Raw genomic sequence first — 19,659 nt, forward strand, 5'->3', positions numbered from 1 at the left:
TCGAACTTTACAAATGATGAAACTACTCCTTTTAATTATACTCTATACCTTTTGCACATTATCCTCGCAAGCCACTCATCCACTGCAAGAACAAATCCAACAAATCACAGCAAACACAGATGCACACGTGGGTGTAGCACTCATTATCGATGGAAAAGACACCATAACAATAAACAACGATGACCGCTATCCGCTAATGAGCGTAATGAAATATCACCAGGCACTCGCCGTGGCACATTACCTGGACAAGCACCACCTGCCCCTTTCTACCTCTGTCTTCATCCGCAAAGAAGACTTACGACCCGATACTTACAGCCCGTTGCGCGACCGTTATCCGGAAGGGAACATCAGTTTGCCAATCAGCGAATTGCTCACTTATACCCTCCAGTTGAGCGATAACAATGCCTGCGACATTCTGTTCGACTACATAGGCGGTACGGAAGAAACAGACAAGTATCTCCGCACTATCGGATGCGACCAGTTCGCCGTTACAGCCACCGAAGACGACATGCACAAAAATCTGGCTCTATGTTATAATAACTGGAGCACACCACTCTCTACCGCCCGGCTGATGGACAGATTGGCTGCCGAAACTTTGCCGATTGATACCTCATATACCCACTTTATCCGCGAAACCTTACTTGACTGCCAGACAGGAAAGGCACGTCTGCCCTTCCCTTTACAAGGCACCGAAACACGTATCGGACATAAAACCGGCACCTCCGACCAAAACGAACAAGGCGAATGGATAGGAATCAACGATGCCGGTTTCATCCTGCTTCCCAACGGCAAAAGATATACCCTTGTCGTATTCGTGAAGCATTCCAAGCTAAGTTTCGAAGCTACTGAGAGAGTGATAGCCGATATATCAGCGGTTGTCTTCCGTACCCTTCACTGACGCCTCATGAGCCTCCAGCTCGGCACGCGAACGGCTCATTGTCACCAAATAGACACCGCCGAATATCAATAAGATGGAAACTCCTTTTACCCAGTTGAAAGAATCCATTCCCCAGCAAATTGCCACGATGCATGCTACAACAGGCTGTACATAATTGTACATGCCTGCCACTGTAGGACGCAGGTTCTTCTGTCCCACTACCACCAGGATGTAACATAAGAATGTACTCCCTACCACGATGAAGGCAAGCGAACCGATTTCCATCAAGCTCAGCCCAGCCCAGCCCGCGGCAAGCAAATCATTGTACGAAAACGGAAGCAGACAGATGAAAGCATACGTAAACATCCATTTCATCAGCGTGAAAACCGAATACTTGCCTACGAAATTCTTGAACAGCACCAAATATAATGCATAACTCAACTGTGCCATCAATACCAGCAAATCACCCCAGATGCTCTTGTCGCCCGATACAGTTGAAGACGTCCCTGCATGTGAACTGCCCATGATTAGCAACAACGCTCCTGTAGCACCGAAAGCAATACCCAGCACCTTTTTCCCTGTAATCGGCTCTTTCAGGAAAATAGCAGCAAGCACCATCGCCCACAGCGGCATGCTGGTAGTGATAATGGAAGCATCGGCAGGCGAAGTAAGCCCTACCCCGAAGATGAAACATCCTTGATTGAACACAATGGCAAGCAACGAAGCCACAAACAGCTTTGCCAAATCCTTATGTCCCACATGCTCCGGTTTGCGAAAAAATGAAACAATCCAAAACAATACCATCGCGCCAAACACGCGCAAGTCTGTCACGACCAACGGTGTAAGCAGTCCACCCAACATAACAAGTTTTGCCAGTGGCGACATCAGCCCCCACATGGCATTGGCACAAAGCATCGCTCCGTGTCCTTTTAGTTTTTGCATTTCCATAACAACATCTTATTAAATCGGATGCAAAAATACATCAGAATTTGAATCGAAAGATAGAAAATACCACAAAATAAATGTACCTTTGCATGGTTATTAATTAAAAATACAGGAAGAATATGCAAATAGAACCTGGCAAACCATACGAACTAAAAGAATCCATAGGAAGATTCTTAGGCATCAAACTGGTGGAAATGAAAGACGGACATGTAAAAGCAACCATGCCCGTAAACGACAATACAGCACGTCCTTGCACCCCTGTCGACATACTGAACGGAGGAGCATCACTGGCTTTCGCTGAAATCGTCAGCGGATATGGTTCGATACACTTGTGCGCTGAAGACGAAGAGCCGGTAGGCATACAGGTCAGCGCCAACCATGTAAGCATGACTCCCGTAGGAGAAGGACGTTACGTGGAAGCTCATGCGAATATTGTACACCGGGGACGCACACAGCATGTATGGAACGTGGACATCATCACTCCCGAGGGCAAACTGGTGTCTACCGCACGTGTTGTCAATCTTATCATAAAGAAACGGCCATGAACCAACCTTCCATTTACATACACAAACTGATAGACAACCTGACACGAAGCACGGTAAACTTTGCCCTCTACCGTCAACCGTGGACTGATATGCCTATATTGGTATTGCAAGAAAGTGGAAACACACAAATCATTGACAGCCTGACTGATTTGAACGGACAACGCGGTTTTCTGTTGGCTCCTTTCCGCCGTACAGAGCAACATCCCATTGTTTTGATTCGCCCAACTCATGTTGAACATGATTGGGAAGCTATCAGCGAAACATTAACCCGTTTGGTGCAGGATCGAACAGACCTCATTCCTACCCAGACCGAATTGCCGTTTTCTAAAACAGCATCTTTCATCACCCAGAAAGCTTCAGATAAAGAATGGGAAAATTATCGTCAAGCATTCGAACGATTCATTGCTCCCTTACAGCAAAAGCAGTTCCAAAAACTGGTATTGTCACGCCGTACTTTTCTGGAATTGCCTGACGGCTTTTCGCCTCTCACCTCTTTTATCAATGCTTGCAATAATTATCCACGCATGATGATTTCCCTTTGCCATACCCCTGAAACTGGTACCTGGCTAGGAAGTACTCCGGAAATCATCCTTAGCGGACATGGTACCCAATGGCATACAGTCTCCCTTGCTGGCACTATGCCCATGCAAGGAGATGTCATACCGACCGACTGGAGTGATAAGAATATACGCGAACAAGCTTTTGTTAGTGACTACATACGTCGTACCATAAAACAGTTTGGAAATAAAATCACTGAAAAAGGTCCTTATCCAGCACGGGCTGGTCAACTGGTGCATTTAAAAACTGATTTCAATTTCATTCTGAAAGATGCCTCACAAGTAGGAAATATCTTGTACGAACTACATCCGACACCGGCAGTATGTGGACTCCCTAAAAACGAAACATACGAATTCATCAACGAAAACGAAGGATACGACCGACGTTATTATGCCGGAATTATCGGTTGGCTTGACCCGGAAGAAGACACTTCACTTTACGTCAATCTGCGCTGTATGAATATTGAAGGTAAAAGAAGTACGCTATATGCCGGAGGAGGTATCCTATCCTCATCCACACTAGAGTCTGAATGGGAAGAAACACGACAAAAATTAAATACCATGCTAAGTATACTATAATAAAAGAGAAGAAGATGAATAAAAACAGGCTATTGGATATCATAACAAATCGGGTTTTAAACACATCTGCACATTAATAATATTATTAATAATAATGAATATCCGCAATTAGCCAAGCCACTGAATTGCAAACGCAGTAACACTGCATTTGCCGATAAAGTATATATCCGTAGGCGGATGCAGTATATATTCAACCGCAGTTGCAGTATATATTCATTGTTTCAGGGGTATGTATTGGCTGTTGGTGGACATGCATTTAATAATAAATACGAACGTACGTATAAATCTGCAACCGCACATATAATTTGCATAAAAAACAGTTGTAGGAAAGCGCACAAAAAGCTATTTGACAAAATAAAAAGCATGTATACTCATAAGAAAAATATATTACAGCTAGCTGCCTTGCTTCGTGCACATGGCATCCGAAGAATTGTACTTTGCCCGGGAAGCCGAGACATCCCGCTGGTACAAACATTCGCCCACATCCCCGATTTTGTATGTTACCCAATGACCGACGAACGAAGTGCCGGCTTCTTTGCCATTGGCCTGGCACTTCACGACAATACGACCGTTGCCGTATGCTGCACATCCGGAAGTGCTTTGCTCAACCTGCATCCAGCAATATCTGAAGCTTATTACCAGCAAGTACCTTTGGTGGTAATCTCCGCCGATCGTCCAGCTGCTTGGATTGGACAAATGGACGGACAAACCTTGCCTCAACCTGGAGTATTCGGCACGCTGGTCAAGAAATCGGTCAACCTACCTGATATTCAGACAGATGAAGACGAATGGTTCTGCAACCGCCTCATCAACGAAGCTTTACTGGAAACCTGCCATCACGGCAAAGGACCGGTTCATATCAACGTGCCTGTCAGCGAACCATTCTTCCAGTTTCCCGTTACCCAATTGCCTGATGTGCGTGTCATTTCCCGCTATCAGGGTTGGAACAATCAGCTTGCCGACCGTCTCCGGCAATACACCAGACGTATGGTGGTGGCAGGACAGATGAACCGTCGACGAACATTTACCCCCGAACAATATACCACATTATATAAGCATTTCGCTTGGATTGTCGAAAACATCAACAATCCCACCCTGCCCGAACAGGCCATCACACATATCGACCAACTGCTCTATTCAATGGATAACAGCGCACAAGAAACTATGTGTCCCGAATTACTGATTACCTATGGAGGGCATATCATCTCGAAGCGTCTGAAAAAATTCTTACGTCAGCATCCGCCTATGGAGCATTGGCACATAAGTGCTGACGGAAATATAGTCGACCTGTTCGGCTCGCTCAGCACGGTTATCGAAATAGAACCGCACGCATTCTGGCAACAAGTGGTACAGCTACAAAACCTTCCCGGCTCTGATTATCCGCAGACGTGGAGAGCAAAAGTACAGAACCTCGACCACGCCATTTTCGCCTATTCGCAAATGAAAGCCATCGGCGAGGTTATCCGCAGGCTTCCTAACCCTTGCACACTCCATTTAGCCAACAGCTCGACAGTGCGTTACGCCCAACTGTTCGATTTGCCCACAGGCGTAGAAGTACAGTCGAATCGGGGTGTAAACGGTATCGAAGGTTCTTTATCAACGGCAATCGGATACGCTAGTGTTTCAAACCAGCTGAACTTTATCCTGATAGGCGACCTAAGTTTCTTTTACGATATGAATGCCTTGTGGAATCCGAACTACCGGAACAACGTGCGCATCTTATTGCTGAACAACGAAGGAGGCGAAATCTTCCACGCCCTGCCTGGGCTTTCCTTGGACGAGCACACACACCACTTTGTCATCGGCACACACCATGCATCTGGCAAAGCATGGGCAGAAGACAGGGGATTCGATTACTTATGCACCCACAACGATACCGAGTTGCAGACTGCATTAGACGTATTTACACAACCTAACCCCACTCCTCACCCACTGTTACTGGAAGTATTTACCGACAAGACCCACGATACAGATTTATTAAAAGCATATTATCACAAACTGAAACAATAAACATACGAATTATGGCACAAAGAGAATGGAAAACCATCAAGGAATACAACGATATTCTTTTCGACTTCTACAACGGCATCGCAAAAATCACTATCAATCGCCCCAGATATCGCAATGCATTTACTCCTGATACGACCAACGAAATCAGTAATGCATTGGTCTACTGCCGCGAATGCTCCGACATCCGCGTAGTCGTACTTACCGGAGCTGGCGATAAAGCATTTTGCTCGGGTGGCGACATGCACGTGAAAGGACACGGAGGTTATGTAGGCAGCGATGGAGTACCCCGTCTGAATATCCTTGACGTACAGAAGCAAATCCGCTCCATCCCGAAACCTGTCATTGCCATGGTAAACGGATACGCCATTGGAGGCGGACATGTGCTCCACGTAGTATGCGACTTGAGCATTGCCTCCGAAAACGCAATCTTCGGACAAACCGGTCCACGCGTAGGTAGTTTCGATGCCGGATTCGGCTCTTCTTATCTGGCACGTGTGGTCGGACAAAAGAAAGCGCGCGAAATATGGTTCCTCTGCCGCCAGTATTCAGCTCAAGAAGCATTGGAAATGGGATTAGTCAACAAAGTCGTACCATTCGACCGTCTGGAAGACGAGGTGGTGGAATGGGCAGAAACCATCATGCAGCACAGCCCACTTGCCATTCGGATGATAAAAGCAGGACTGAATGCCGAACTCGACGGACAATCCGGCATTCAGGAACTGGCCGGCGACGCGACAATGCTTTACTATATGACCGAGGAAGCGCAGGAAGGAGGAAAGGCCTTCTTGGAAAAGCGCAAACCCGACTGGTCTAAATACCCGAAACTGCCATAATTATTAAAACACCTCGCTTATGTACACCATAAAAATCATCCCCCGCACTTTGCATTTCAAACAACCTGCCGGGACTTCACGCGGTGTGTACCGCACCCGTAACGTCTGGTACCTGATATTGAAAGATTCAGAGACCGGTAAATACGGCATCGGAGAATGTGCTCCACTGCCAGCACTGAGTTGTGATGACATACCCGATTATGAGGACGTACTGACCTGCCATTGCCTGCAAACGGCCGAGCACGGCATCATCGACTACGAGGCTCTGCGCACTTATCCGTCCATGCTGTTCGGACTGGAAACCGCATTCCGCCACTTACAAGCAGGCTGTCTGCAGTTCTGGGACACTCCTTTTACTAAAGGTAAAGAAGGTATTCCCATCAATGGACTCATCTGGATGGGAAACTTCAATGAGATGTATCATCGTATCGAAGAAAAAATGCATGCAGGATTCCGATGCATCAAGGTAAAAATCGGGGCTATTGATTTCGAACAAGAACTGGAACTGTTGGCTCACATCCGCCGTTACTTCTCACCCGAAGAAATCGAACTGCGGGTAGATGCCAACGGTGCCTTTTCGCCTGATGAAGCTCCAGCCAAACTGGAACAGCTCAGCCATTTCCACTTGCATTCCATCGAACAGCCCATCCGTGCCGGACAATGGGACACACTGGCGAAGCTATGCCAGAACACTCCCATACCAATAGCACTTGATGAAGAATTAATCGGTATAAACCTTCCAGAACAAAAGGCCGAACTGCTTGACCAAATCCGCCCGCAATACATCATCCTAAAGCCGTCACTGCATGGAGGCATGAACGGCTCGGAAGAATGGATACGATTGGCACAAGAAAGAGGAATCGGTTCGTGGGTAACTTCAGCACTCGAATCAAATGTCGGACTGAATAGTATTGCGCAATGGTGTGCTACCATGCATCCTCAAATACCGCAAGGACTGGGCACAGGCATGCTATTCACAGACAACATTCCCTACCCACTTCGCATCAAAGGTGACTGTCTCTGGTATTTGCCCGAACAACCTGAGCCGGACTGGAATGCATACTTCAATTGGCAAGGAAACGAAAAAATATATAATTCATGAATGACTTCAATACAGAAATATCCCGACAAACCATAACCATCAACGGGAAAACCTATACTGCCGATGATGCACGAGCCACAGCCGGTTGCTTCAGCCGGCTGCAAATCCTTTTCCGCAAACCTGCGGAAAGCGACAATTTTCTGGCATCACTGGCCGATTTTCTGACCGAATGGTTCAACGATGAAGATACGGTCAGCGTACACACATCTGGCTCCACCGGCACCCCCAAAAAACTCTATGTGGAAAAACGACGCATGATGAACAGTGCAATGCTGACGGTTTCGTTCCTCCGGCTCCACCATGGTGACACAGCCCTGCTTTGCATGCCACTGAAATACATTGCCGGAAAAATGGTCGTGGTACGTGCCTTGGTGGCCGGTCTTGACCTGATTCCAATCACTCCCTGCGGACATCCTTTCCAACAGCTGGATATTCACCCGACATTTGCCGCCCTGATTCCAATGCAAGTATTCAATTCATTGCAAGTTCCTGAAGAATGCGAACGGATGAAGGCTGTCGACCAACTCATCATCGGCGGAGGAGCCATAGACCCAACTATCGTGCAAGCCCTGCAAACCTTTCCCAATAATATATGGAGCACATATGGCATGACAGAAACCCTTTCACATATCGCACTACGAAAACTGAACGGCAAAGGAGCTTCGGAATGGTACACCCCACTCGAAAACGTCACACTTTCCCAGTCAGACGAAGGAACATTGGTTATTGATGCTCCTTGGGTCTGTCCGGAACGACTCACGACCAACGACATTGTTGTATTTAACGCATCCGGACAATTCCGTGTCATCGGCAGGAAAGACAATACCATCAACACGGGAGGAGTAAAAGTACAAATCGAACAGATAGAAGCAATCCTGCAACCTTTGCTTCCACTACCATTCATGGTAACCTCGGTACCCGATGTCAAGTTCGGCGAACGCGTCGTGCTACTTGTACAAGCCTCTGGCACATCTCTGCCAGACAACGAACAAAAAAAGTTCGACAAGGCTTTCCAATATTTACCAGCTTACTGGGTACCGAAGCAAATCATACTCACCGACAAACTTCCATTGACAGAAACAGGGAAGCCTGACAGAGCAAAAGCCAAAAGAATAGCCAGTGACACCAACACACCATAAGTTTCTATGAACTGCCATACTACCATCCATATCAAAAATATGGTGTGCCGCCGGTGCATCATCATCGTGAACCAGATTTTCCAAAAGCACGGCTTCGAGCCTTCCAGCATCGAACTGGGTACGGTCATACTTGCGCAGCCGCTACCAAAGGAAACAGCCGGCATCATTCGCAAGGAATTGACAGACTGCGGATTCGAATGGATTGACGACAAGCGTACACGCATCATCGAACAAGTACGCACCGCCGTCATTCAATACGTACACCATGATGACCTCCCAGAACAGCAGAACCTGTCCGACTACATCAGCCGTCAATGCCACCGTGATTATAGCTCGCTCAGCAAGCTGTTCACCGAAACCAACGGCATTACCATCGAAAAATACTACATTGCTCAAAAAATAGAACGTGTTAAAGAACTTTTAGTGTACGATGAATTATCTATCAGCGAAATAGCAGACAAGCTACATTATTCCAGTTCAGCCCATCTCAGTTCTCAGTTCCGTTCCGTCACCGGACTTTCGCCCACTCAGTTCAAGCAATTAAAACATCCCAAGCTCAAACCACTGGATGAAGTGTGAATACATCAAAACAAGAAAACTTTTAATAAATGCCCGCAAACAGCCAATATATACCTCTGAAAAATGAATATATACTGCATCCGCGGTTGAATATATACTGCAACTGCGGTTGAATATATACTGCATTCGCCTACGGATATATACTGCATCAGCAAACGCAGTACTACTGCATTTTCAACTTAGCCGGATTGACAAATTACAGGACATCCATAAAACTTTCACAGGAATTTGAAACTCATTGAAAAAGACAGCGAGATACTGCTCTACCCAACAATATCTCGCTAAAATATAGAGCCTGTTACTTTTTTTAAACAGGCTCATAAATTATCAAGAGATGACTATTTACGGAATATCCCTCTCCAAACGACTAAGAAGCTGTTTTGAATTTCTCCAAAAAGTTTTTCTTGGCTTGATGTATCCGTTTTCGTGTGTGCTTTGGACGATAAATTCAAAACAGCTTCTAAAAACATTAATCGATTTCTTCGTCAGCTTCATAACCGCCCATTTCCCGAAGGGCATTCTTCAGCATCACATATTGCTGGAAGAGATGATTGACAGGAACTTCATGCTGTGTATAGTCGTGCATCGGACTCTTGAGGAAGAAACTCAAGAAACGTTGGATGCCGTAACGTCCGGCACGTGCCGCTAAATCGCTCAACAATACCAAGTCAAGACAAAGTGGAGCTGCAAGAATAGAATCACGGCATAAGAAATTTATCTTGATCTGCATCGGATACCCCATCCATCCGAAGATGTCAATATTATCCCATCCTTCCTTATTGTCATTGCGCGGAGGATAATAATTGATACGTACCTTATGGTAATAGTCCGAATACAAATCCGGCTGATTTTCAGGCATCAGAATAGATTCCAGGGTAGAGAGTTTACTTACTTCCTTAGTATGGAAATTGGCAGGTTCGTCCAAAACCAGTCCATCCCGATTGCCCAAAATATTTGTAGAGAACCACCCCGACAATCCCAGACAACGTGTACCGATAATCGGCGCAAAACCAGATTTCACCAATGTCTGCCCTGTCTTAAAGTCTTTCCCGGCAATAGGCATCTTTGTCTTTTTTGCCATTTCCCACATCGCAGGAATATCCACTGTCGTATTGGGAGCTCCCATAATAAACGGTGCACCTTCGGCAAGAGCCGCATAGGCATAACACATGGATGGAGCAATGTTTTCACGGTCATCATTCTTCATTGCCTGTTCAAAATCAGCCAATGTCCCGTGCACAGATTCGTTCACCGGCACATAAATTTCAGTAGAAGCTGCCCACAATACCACAATGCGGCTGCATCCGTTCGCTTCCTTAAAATCACGTATGTCTTTGCGCAAGGCTTCCATCATATCCCATCGCGTAGCACAATCCTTCACGTTTTTCCCGTCCAGACGTTTGGCATAATTATGGTCGAAAGCTGCTTTCATCGGCACGATTTTCTCCAACTCATCTTTCACCGGATTAATATCCTTTTCCTTTAACACTTCGCAATTGATTGCAGATTCGTATGCATTGGCCGGATATACATCCCATGCGCCAAACACAATGTCATTCAAATCTGCCATCGGGACAATTTCATTATAATGAAGGTATTTCTTATCGTTCCCACGTCCTACACGAATCTTGTCATATTGAGTCATCGAACCAACAGGCTTTGCCAACCCTTTTCTTACCATCAAGACACCTGTAATAAATGTAGTAGCTACAGCTCCTAGACCAACACACAGCACACCTAATTTCCCAGTGGCAGGTTGTACATTCACTTTTCCCATTTTCTAATAAGTTTTTCGGTTTTTATATTAACATTAATAAGGTAATGAATTTTCTTTTCACTTACATTTGCCGCGTAAAGGTAGACTTTTTATCAATAAAATAAATGTCTTTTGCCTTTTTTGTTGCTTATTCGGCAAAAATAGAACATTATTCCTATAAAAACAACCATAGAAATGATAATCTTTCATAGGAAAGCTGCCGGAAAATCTCTTTAATTCACAAAAAAGCACTATCTTTGCCACCGTTTTTTAACTTGAATAACAGTAACGTAACATGAATGACATTTGCTGCATAGGACATATAACACTGGATAAAATAGTCACTCCCAGACAGACAATTTACATGCCTGGAGGCACTTCGTATTATTTTTCACACGGAATCTATCATTTAAACGATTACAAACACTATAAACTGGTAACCTCTTTGGCACCCAGTGAATATAAATCAGCTAACGAATTACGTGATAAAGGCATTGACGTGGAAATCATCCCCAGCCAACATACTGTATATTTTGAAAACAAATACGGAGAGAACCAAAATAATCGTACCCAGCGTGTATTGGCTAAAGCAGACCCTTTTACTGTAGAGAAATTACAACATCTTGAAGCACGTTTCTTCCACCTGGGCAGTCTGCTGTCTGATGACTTTCCTTTGGATGTAATCAAATTTCTCTCTCAGAAAGGAGTGCTTTCAGTAGATGCACAAGGATATTTGCGTGAAGTGCGAGGAGAAAACGTTTATCCGGTGGATTGGAGCGAAAAGAAAGAAGCCTTAAAGTATATAGACATTCTGAAAGTGAATGAACACGAAGCAGCCGTACTTACCGGTTCTTCTGATTATGGCGAGGCTATTCGTCTTTTACATGAATGGGGAGTAAAAGAAGTGTTATTGACTCTAGGCAGTGAAGGTTCATTGATATACGCCGAGAATACATTATTCCGTATTCCTGCCTACCCGCCCAAAGAAGTGGTGGATGCTACAGGATGCGGCGATACTTATATGTTAGGTTACCTTTATATGCGTAATAAAGGAGCATCTTATGCAGAGGCTGGAACATTTGCCGCAGCATTGTCTACCATCAAGCTCGAAAAATCAGGTCCGTTCTGTGGCACAGAACAGGCAGCAGCCGATATTGTATGTACAAGCCATCTAATCCCCGAAATTTTATCGTGCTGAACAAACCGCTTATATACATCCGGCACAGACAGTCACATAAATACAAACAGAGCGGGACCCATAAAGCCGGTTCCGCTTTTTTACCGCTTTTTTATGATAAAATTTACATTTTCTATCCCCTCTCTTTTGCTTTTTCCCTGATAATTAATATCTTTGTGATAATTTGTAATAACCTAAAAATTATCACTATGAGTCTAGAAAAAACATTGGTCATTTTAAAACCCAGCGCCGTACAGCGTGGGTTAATCGGAGAAATTACTACACGTTTCGAACGCAAAGGCCTACGGCTTGCAGGTATGAAAATGATGCAGCTCACCGATGATTTACTGAACGAACACTACGCCCATTTGGCAGACAAACCTTTCTTCGGACGCATCAAGCAATCGATGATGGCATCGCCGGTCATAGCTTGCTGCTACGAAGGAGTGGATGCAGTGCAGGTGGTACGCTCTATGACAGGTGCTACCAACGGCCGTAAAGCTACCCCCGGTACGATTCGAGGCGATTACAGCGTAAGTGCACAAGAAAACATCGTGCATACTTCTGATTCTCCGGAGAATGCTATCGTAGAGCTGAACCGCTTCTTCAGACCTGAAGAAATCTTCGACTATAGCCTTCCTATACAATCTTATCTAAATTACGAAGGAGAAGAATAACAAGCTGAAAGTCAAACTTGTATATACAGGGGTGCAGGAAACCATTAAAAAGCCCTGCACCTCTGTGTATATAGTCAGAGAGATTCTACGCGTTTTATATTTTAAAGCTCATCCAAATCGCTGCCCGTACGCTCCATAATACTCGCGGCTAAACTATCTGCTGCCTGCACAATGGCTACCAACGGGTAAAGCATACGTGCTGTATCATAATTACGCAATTCTTCATAACTGTTCAAGTTCAACCCGAAAGCCCCCATATGCCAACGGATTGCCAGCATTTCATCATCACTCATTTCCAGTCCGTTACAAAGCAGAAGAATCACTGATTTTTCGCCGTGTCCCATCGGAAAACCTTTATAAGTCACCTTGTAACCTTCAGTATCTTCCCACACGCCCAACGCATTCTTGCGTTTCTTCACACTGCGCACATAAATGTCACTCTTGCACACATCGTGCAGCAAGCTGGCAATAATCACATTGTCTCTTCCCACTTCATTTTCCAAACTCGGTTCAAGAACCTTCATCCCTTCCCATATTGCCAAAGCAGCCTTACACGTATTGATGGAATGAAGTACCAAACCACCTTCAGTGTTGAGATGATGCCCTGCAGAGGCAGGAGCTGTAAAAAACCCCAACTCTTCAAGCCCTGTTATTACGTCCTCTACTCCATCACGTCCCGTAGAACGCAACAACTCAACAAATTCTTCCTTATTTTTCTTACTATCCATTTTTCTGCTTTTTCCATTCACAGGTCTCATGCACTGCTCATGCACCAAACCTTTTTATACTTCAATTTAAAATAACCAGCGGTTCACAATTTGCTCCGTCCGGTTCCACAATTCTTGCATCTGCGGATGTCTGACATATTTATCTGATAACGGCTTGGCATGCCCACTCACATTCAATGTACCTGTCCGCTTGCCTGCTTCTTCATCCAACAACAAATGAATGGCAGTAGACGCACCTTGCAGTGGAGTGCGGATAAAGGGACGGAAAAAAATGTCAGTTAACGGATCGAACCATGCATGCATCGTAATAATATCAGTAGAGACAATACCCGGGTCGGCTGCATTGACCACGATTCCTTTGTCACGCACACGCTCTGCCAAGTCTATAGTGAAAAGCATCAATGCCAGCTTGGTATTACTATACACCGGGATACGCCAAAAAGCTCCTTTCCTTCCCCGGTAGAAGAAATCTGGAAAATCCAATTTACCGATGGCATACGTACACGACACCATATTGACTATACGACTACCTTCTCCCATCAATGGCAATAACTTACGAGTCAGCAAATAGTGCCCCATATAGTTCACCTGGACCGTACGTTCATAACCATCTTCCGTACAATGAAAAGCGGTTTCCATTGTACCGGCATTATTCATCAGCAAGCTGACTTGCCCGCCTTCTGCGACCAAAGTATCTGCAAACACTGATACCGAAACAAACGATGCCAGGTCGATGCTACGTACCTCTACCTGCAAATCACCACGCTCACGCAACAATGCCTCACGCACCTCTTCTCCTTTCTCCACCCGCAGGCATGCCATGATAACACGATATCCCGCCATTGCCACGGCACGGGTTATTTCCTGTCCCATTCCACCGTCGGCACCTGTAATCACTGCCAGTTTCCTTGCTTTCATTTTACAGCCTGCCTTTCTTCTATCTGTTCTATCTCTTTTTTCAAACACGGAGGCAATGCTTCATGCAAATGTTGGTGACATGCCATTTCTATGGAATACATCCGGGCTATGCAATAATTGCTGTGACGGCAATTGCAGCGTGCCTGTTCTTCGTCCCGCATCCGGTTTACAAATCCCGGCTCATTCAGCAAGGCACGTCCCATTTGCACTGCCTCGAACCCATAATCAAGTACTTCATCTATTTTTTCCCGTGACACCAGTCCACCTACATAGACCAATGGCATCCGAACTGCCTCGCGGAACTTCAATGCGTCTTCCAAGAAATAGGCTTCCTTAAAAGGTACACTGGGAATCATCCATTTACCTACCAGCCGTACGCCATACTTCAGCCACCAGCAAGTCATGTAATGTGTCATGCTGCGGATAGGCATTTCACCCCGCATCACATACATCGGCGCCTTGCTGACAAAACCTCCGCTCAGCACCAGCGCATGGGCACCCGAATGTTCCAGCCGTTTTGCCACCTGAATAGTCTCGTTCAGCTCCATACCTCCCTTGAAACCATCACGCATATTCATCTTTACCAACACAGCCATATCGTTACCTGCAGCCTTCATCACTTCATCCATCACCATATCCATAAACCGCATCCGGTTCTCAAGCGAACCTCCGTAAATATCCTTGCGGTGATTGGTGGAAGGCGAAAGAAACTGACTGATAAGATAACCGTGACCGGCATGGACCTCTACCGCATCGAAACCTGCCTCACGTGCAAGATTGACCGCATGCCCATAAGCACGTGCCATTTCAGGCAATTCGTCAGCACGAAGCCCACGTACGAAAGTGGGCGAATAAAGATTAAATCCACTGCTTGCCCCTACTGGCAAACAACCGCAAATGCTCTTGTGAGACATATTACCACAATGTCCCAACTGAATACTTGCAGCAGCACCTTCTTTATGCACGGCATTGGTCAGTTCACGCAAGCCCGGTACTATTTCAGGGCGCATCCATAACTGACGGTCAAACGACAAACCGCTTCGGGTAACAGCGGCATATGCCACTGTTGTCATACCTACCCCTCCGGCTGCTACTGACCGATGATAATCGAGCAACATCTGCGAGGGCTTATTTCCCGGACACATGCTTTCGAATGCGGCTGAGCGAATAGTACGATTGCGCAACGTAAGCGGTCCTATCGTGACCGGAGTAAACAACTTAGAGTCTTTCATACTACTTCTTTTGTTTTTGTTGACAAAATATCAGTTAACAGACTATCGGATAGTCTTGATGACATATACCAAGGCATCTGAGTGTCAACCGAAAAACTAATATATAAAAGGTATAATCCGTTTTCTATTTCCTACGGCTTCGACACCGAACGTTTCACGATATTTATGATAAATAGCATTGGCACGAGGTATCAGATTGGCGGCTGTCCACCACACAAACACCCAAGCTGCTGGAGAAGCGGTAAGCACGGCAAATCCCGTCCACTCCACCAGTTCACCGAAATAATTGGCAGAAGTGACATACTTATACATCCCTTTCTGCGGAAGATAATGCCGGGTATCTCCCGGCTTACGCAAATGACGGATAACATGATCGGAATGCAAGTTAATTCCCATCCCCACCAAGAACAGGATTATCCCCAACAGGGCATTCGGCTGTAACAAGTAACCGGCTCCAATGCCGACAGGCACACTGTCATTGAACCAAAACAATCCTCCTCCCTGCATCATCCCGTTCAGTACATTAAATACGATGCCCATTGCCATAATGGCTACTGGCATACGGCTTTTCCCTGTCATCAGAAAAGGGAAGATAAACGAACGCTGCAAATAATGCAACTGAAACAACGCAAAAAACAAGAACTGAGGCAATGCAAATCCTACCCCGCTCCGTATCCACAAAACAAACATCACCACAAATACAGGTGCCTCCATCAGCATCCACGCTATTTTATTGTCCAGTGACAATCCCCACGATGGAGTGCGAAACATTCCGTATCCTGCCTTTACAAAATAGAGGGCAACAAATACCAGAAAAGCAATGCCCGACATGACTGCCAGAAAAAGATGAAAAATTTCCTGATCCATAGACTATATCATTAAAACGAGGTAAAGATACGTCAAAACCGTGAAATAAAACACAGAAAGGTAAGAAAACCTACAAAAGCAGATAAACAAACAAGTTTTTCATTAAATCTGACATTCTTATCAAGGATGAAGTATGTGCATTGCAATGTCAAGATATCGTGTCATATCAGTCGTAAAAGGTCCATCGTACACATCACAACGTTTACGTCCCAAACGAACCACTACCGCATTTTCTGAAGGTATCGCATAAACATATTGTCCCAGCATGCCCCGCATACAAGGAATGGTTTCGCCCCGATAGGGTATCAACCATAACTGCAAGCCATAATAACTGAGCGAATCTCTTCCCCACTGGTCTTTCAGGTAAGAAGCAGGACGCAGCATCTCGTCCATATATCTTTGCGACACGAGCTGTTTTCCACGCCATTTACCTTGCTGAAGCAACAGGCTTCCGAGACGCGCCGCATCGCGTGCCGTCGTATGAAAACAACAGAATGCTTTTTCATCACCGTCACGTTTATCCAACAACCAATAAGCATCTTTTTCCGCTTGCATCGGCTTCCACAACTTTTCCTCAGCATACCGGCTCAACGTTTCTCCCGTTGCAGCTTCAAGCACGAACGCCAAAAGCTGCGTCTCACCGCTGCGGTATGAGAATTGTATACCAGGCCGGTCTTTTACCTCCAACCCGGTAACCAGTTCGTACAAATCATTTCCATAATAACCGTGGGTAGTAACCGAAAACAGCGAAGCGTATGATTCGTCCCATGCCATCCCCCCACTCATTGTAAGCAAATCACGTAGCGTAACATCCGCTTGCATACCTTTATTATATATAGGTATATAGTCCGAAACCTTGTCATCAAGACTATGTATTTTCCCTTCATCGAATGCTATTCCTACCAACAAGCCCACGATGGTTTTGGTTGCCGAATAAAGATTGGAAGTCAGAGTGTCATTCCATCCGTCGCGATAATCCTCAAAAAGGATACTGTCCCGACGGACGACAAGAAAGGATACTGTATGCAAACTATCAAGATAAGCTGCATCCTTTTCCGAAAGCTGATGCTGATTATACGCTTCTGCTTGAGGCCATAACCATACGCTGTCTGCATCGTGATGCACGACATGACGGTGAAAAGTCTCCAAGTCATCAATAACAGGCATCAGATGAATAAGAGCCTGACGGGCATAGTAAGGCAACGACAAATAAGAAATGACCAGCACCAAAACAATGCCGGCACTGATGCAAATGGTTTTCTTTTGCTTGGTCATATGGATTCTTTCGATAAATTTTCTGGCAAGAAAGATAAACATTTTCTTTGAAAGATGTAAGCGATAAGACATATATTCCAAAAAAACTTATAACTTTGCCTTGGTTAGTATAAGTATTTACAAACAATTTAATTATTTATTGTATGATGAAAAAGCTTTTATTTTTGAGCGTGTTGCTGATAGCCATTTCTGCTTCCGCACGCGACAAAGATTTCCACATTTATCTCTGCCTGGGACAGTCGAATATGGAAGGTAATGCTAAGTTTGAGCCCCAGGACACTTGCAATATCAGCAACCGTTTCCTGCTGATGTCTGCTGTCGATTGCCCTGAACTGAACAGAGTAAAAGGACATTGGTATCGTGCCGTACCCCCTTTGTGCCGATGCCATACGGGACTGACTCCTGCCGATTACTTTGGTCGGACATTAGTAAACAATCTGCCCGAAAAAATACGTATAGGTATTGTACATGTGGCCATCGGAGGCTGTCGTATCGAATTGTTCGACAAGGATAACTACCAATCGTATGTAGATTCATCACCCGAATGGTTAAAAAACATGGTAAAAGAATATGATGGCAACCCTTACGCGCGTTTAGTGGAAATGGCACGTCTGGCACAAAAAGACGGAGTCATCAAAGGCATATTGCTGCATCAAGGAGAATCGAACACGGGCGACCCCGATTGGCCAGACAAAGTAAAGCTGGTTTACGAAAACCTGCTTTCCGACCTTCACCTGAAAGCGAAAAACGTTCCCTTGCTTGCTGGTGAAGTGGTCAATGCTGACCAAAACGGGAAATGTGCCTCGATGAATGCCATTATCGACACTTTGCCCCGCACCATTCCTACTGCACATATCATCCCGTCGGCAGGTTGTCCTGCCGCCAAGGATAGTTTGCATTTCACGGCACAAGGCTACCGGATGCTTGGTACACGCTATGCCATCCAAATGCTGAAGCTATTGGGCATAGACAAGTCTGATGATAAAAACTTGCTTGATTTTGCCTATCCGGATGCCAATCAACAAAAACTAATCCGCAAAGAAGACTAAGAAGCTGTTTTGAATTTCTCCAAAAAGTTTTTCTTGGCTTGATGTATCCGTTTTCGTGTGTGCTTTGGGAGAAATTCAAAACAGTTTCTTCTCATATTCTATCAAGCTCTTATCTTTCAAAAGACAAATTGTACAACCGCCTTGATAAGAAGATAATGTCCTTTCCATGCAAGATTAATAATCTTACACGAAACAACTTATATATCGTTGCAACTATCTGAAAATAGCGATGCAGATATAAATATCCCCCGCGAGCCATAAAATATCTTGTCCGGCTTGCGGGGTAATGATTTTATTTATATCTTGGCACGATTTTTTTACAAACCCCTAAAACAAGAATTATGCAGACAGTTATCAAACTTTTTATCTTTGCAGCGATATATGTCATTGGCATCGTCAATCTGGCAAAAACCAATACCGTATGGACGGGCGACCTGAGTTACCGCCTCATCCACCTGCTACTGTTCATCACCAGTGTACTTGCACTTATCAGCCGCATGCGGCCCAAAGCCGGTCAAAACCCCCATCCGCTTTACCCCGTGGCACGCTGGTGTTTCATCATCGTATGCTTATTTTATGCCCTCACCTATTTGTCTGCCATCTTCATAACCGACTTGCCTTTGCTCCTCAAATGATGTCTACGCAGTGGAAGAGTATACTAAAAAAACGGCGTGACAGCATTGTCTGTATGTTCATTTTAGGACAGGCGTTTGGCGATGCCTCAGTTTGAATGAACTACAGACAGGCCTCACGCCTTTTTTATGAGTCCCCAATACAGCCCCTCATCGAGAACATGCTTTTTCACATAGCCATT

The 19,659-nt window shown here is 45.2% G+C and carries 18 protein-coding genes and 1 pseudogene; 12 read left to right on the forward strand and 7 right to left on the reverse strand.

The features are described from left to right. Window positions 1-13: 13 nt before the first annotated feature. Entirely contained in the window at window positions 14-898 is an 885-nt protein-coding gene (gene bla, locus B5F71_RS03840) for a class A beta-lactamase (RefSeq protein ID WP_241148546.1), read from the forward strand. On the opposite strand, the gene B5F71_RS03845 is transcribed toward bla, so the two are convergent. Further along, on the reverse strand, window positions 869-1,819 hold the full coding sequence (locus tag B5F71_RS03845; protein ID WP_087207840.1) for a DMT family transporter: 951 nt from the start codon (window positions 1,817-1,819) through the stop codon (window positions 869-871). The genes bla and B5F71_RS03845 overlap by 30 nt on opposite strands. Before the next feature lie 122 nt (window positions 1,820-1,941). Between B5F71_RS03845 and B5F71_RS03850 the strand changes: the two genes are divergently transcribed. The 7 genes from B5F71_RS03850 (at window position 1,942) to B5F71_RS03880 (ending at window position 9,166) form a co-directional block, all read left to right on the forward strand. Continuing rightward, window positions 1,942-2,367 carry a PaaI family thioesterase gene (locus tag B5F71_RS03850; RefSeq protein ID WP_087207811.1) on the forward strand — a complete coding sequence of 142 codons (426 nt, stop codon included), beginning with the start codon at window positions 1,942-1,944 and terminating at the stop codon, window positions 2,365-2,367. Next, window positions 2,364-3,503 (forward strand): isochorismate synthase, encoded by a 1,140-nt coding sequence (locus B5F71_RS03855; protein WP_022039456.1) that lies wholly within the window; start codon window positions 2,364-2,366, stop codon window positions 3,501-3,503. The genes B5F71_RS03850 and B5F71_RS03855 overlap by 4 nt, the downstream gene beginning before the upstream one ends. 363 nt (window positions 3,504-3,866) lie before the next feature. After that, a complete protein-coding gene (gene menD, locus B5F71_RS03860) occupies window positions 3,867-5,513 on the forward strand; it encodes a 2-succinyl-5-enolpyruvyl-6-hydroxy-3-cyclohexene-1-carboxylic-acid synthase (protein ID WP_087207814.1) in 1,647 nt (548 codons plus the stop codon). Between the two features lie 11 nt (window positions 5,514-5,524). Then, complete coding sequence (menB, locus tag B5F71_RS03865) at window positions 5,525-6,346, forward strand: 1,4-dihydroxy-2-naphthoyl-CoA synthase (protein WP_022039454.1); 822 nt, start codon at window positions 5,525-5,527, stop codon at window positions 6,344-6,346. 19 nt (window positions 6,347-6,365) lie between these two features. Beyond that, window positions 6,366-7,448: an o-succinylbenzoate synthase gene (locus B5F71_RS03870; RefSeq protein WP_087207816.1), complete on the forward strand. Its 1,083-nt coding sequence runs from the start codon at window positions 6,366-6,368 to the stop codon at window positions 7,446-7,448. Next, window positions 7,445-8,587 carry an AMP-binding protein gene (locus tag B5F71_RS03875; protein ID WP_087207818.1) on the forward strand — a complete coding sequence of 381 codons (1,143 nt, stop codon included), beginning with the start codon at window positions 7,445-7,447 and terminating at the stop codon, window positions 8,585-8,587. Before B5F71_RS03870 ends, B5F71_RS03875 begins: the two co-directional genes overlap by 4 nt. Before the next feature lie 6 nt (window positions 8,588-8,593). Next, a complete protein-coding gene (locus B5F71_RS03880) occupies window positions 8,594-9,166 on the forward strand; it encodes an AraC family transcriptional regulator (RefSeq protein ID WP_022039451.1) in 573 nt (190 codons plus the stop codon). 469 nt (window positions 9,167-9,635) lie between these two features. Here the strand turns inward: B5F71_RS03880 and B5F71_RS03885 are convergent, their stop codons facing one another. Further along, window positions 9,636-10,943 (reverse strand): inositol-3-phosphate synthase, encoded by a 1,308-nt coding sequence (locus tag B5F71_RS03885; RefSeq protein WP_087207820.1) that lies wholly within the window; start codon window positions 10,941-10,943, stop codon window positions 9,636-9,638. A gap of 274 nt (window positions 10,944-11,217) precedes the next feature. On the opposite strand from B5F71_RS03885, the gene B5F71_RS03890 reads away from it, so the two are divergent. Then, window positions 11,218-12,120: a PfkB family carbohydrate kinase gene (locus tag B5F71_RS03890; protein ID WP_022039449.1), complete on the forward strand. Its 903-nt coding sequence runs from the start codon at window positions 11,218-11,220 to the stop codon at window positions 12,118-12,120. A 188-nt stretch (window positions 12,121-12,308) separates the two neighbouring features. Continuing rightward, window positions 12,309-12,776 (forward strand): nucleoside-diphosphate kinase, encoded by a 468-nt coding sequence (gene ndk, locus B5F71_RS03895; RefSeq protein WP_087207822.1) that lies wholly within the window; start codon window positions 12,309-12,311, stop codon window positions 12,774-12,776. A 101-nt stretch (window positions 12,777-12,877) separates the two neighbouring features. Here ndk and B5F71_RS03900 read toward each other — a convergent pair whose 3' ends face one another. The 5 genes from B5F71_RS03900 to B5F71_RS03920 form a co-directional block, all read right to left on the reverse strand. Next, a complete protein-coding gene (locus B5F71_RS03900) occupies window positions 12,878-13,504 on the reverse strand; it encodes an HD domain-containing protein (protein WP_225226367.1) in 627 nt (208 codons plus the stop codon). 66 nt (window positions 13,505-13,570) lie between these two features. Next, entirely contained in the window at window positions 13,571-14,422 is an 852-nt protein-coding gene (locus B5F71_RS03905) for an SDR family oxidoreductase (RefSeq protein ID WP_022039446.1), read from the reverse strand. Further along, on the reverse strand, window positions 14,419-15,654 hold the full coding sequence (locus tag B5F71_RS03910; RefSeq protein ID WP_022039445.1) for an NADH:flavin oxidoreductase: 1,236 nt from the start codon (window positions 15,652-15,654) through the stop codon (window positions 14,419-14,421). The genes B5F71_RS03905 and B5F71_RS03910 overlap by 4 nt, the downstream gene beginning before the upstream one ends. A 96-nt stretch (window positions 15,655-15,750) precedes the next feature. After that, window positions 15,751-16,521: a DUF1295 domain-containing protein gene (locus B5F71_RS03915; RefSeq protein WP_022039444.1), complete on the reverse strand. Its 771-nt coding sequence runs from the start codon at window positions 16,519-16,521 to the stop codon at window positions 15,751-15,753. A 120-nt stretch (window positions 16,522-16,641) separates the two neighbouring features. Then, complete coding sequence (locus B5F71_RS03920) at window positions 16,642-17,796, reverse strand: serine hydrolase (protein WP_087207845.1); 1,155 nt, start codon at window positions 17,794-17,796, stop codon at window positions 16,642-16,644. Window positions 17,797-17,942: 146 nt separating this feature from the next. Between B5F71_RS03920 and B5F71_RS03925 the strand changes: the two are divergent. Together B5F71_RS03925 and B5F71_RS03930 are read left to right on the forward strand one after the other, a co-directional pair. Next, a pseudogene (locus tag B5F71_RS03925) lies at window positions 17,943-18,758 on the forward strand (sialate O-acetylesterase); the annotation flags it as partial. A gap of 428 nt (window positions 18,759-19,186) precedes the next feature. Next, complete coding sequence (locus B5F71_RS03930) at window positions 19,187-19,480, forward strand: hypothetical protein (RefSeq protein WP_022039441.1); 294 nt, start codon at window positions 19,187-19,189, stop codon at window positions 19,478-19,480. The last annotated feature ends 179 nt before the right edge of the window (window positions 19,481-19,659 follow it).

Source organism: Bacteroides sp. An269, from assembly GCF_002159755.1.
Taxonomy (GTDB): Bacteria; Bacteroidota; Bacteroidia; order Bacteroidales; family Bacteroidaceae; genus Phocaeicola; species Phocaeicola intestinalis.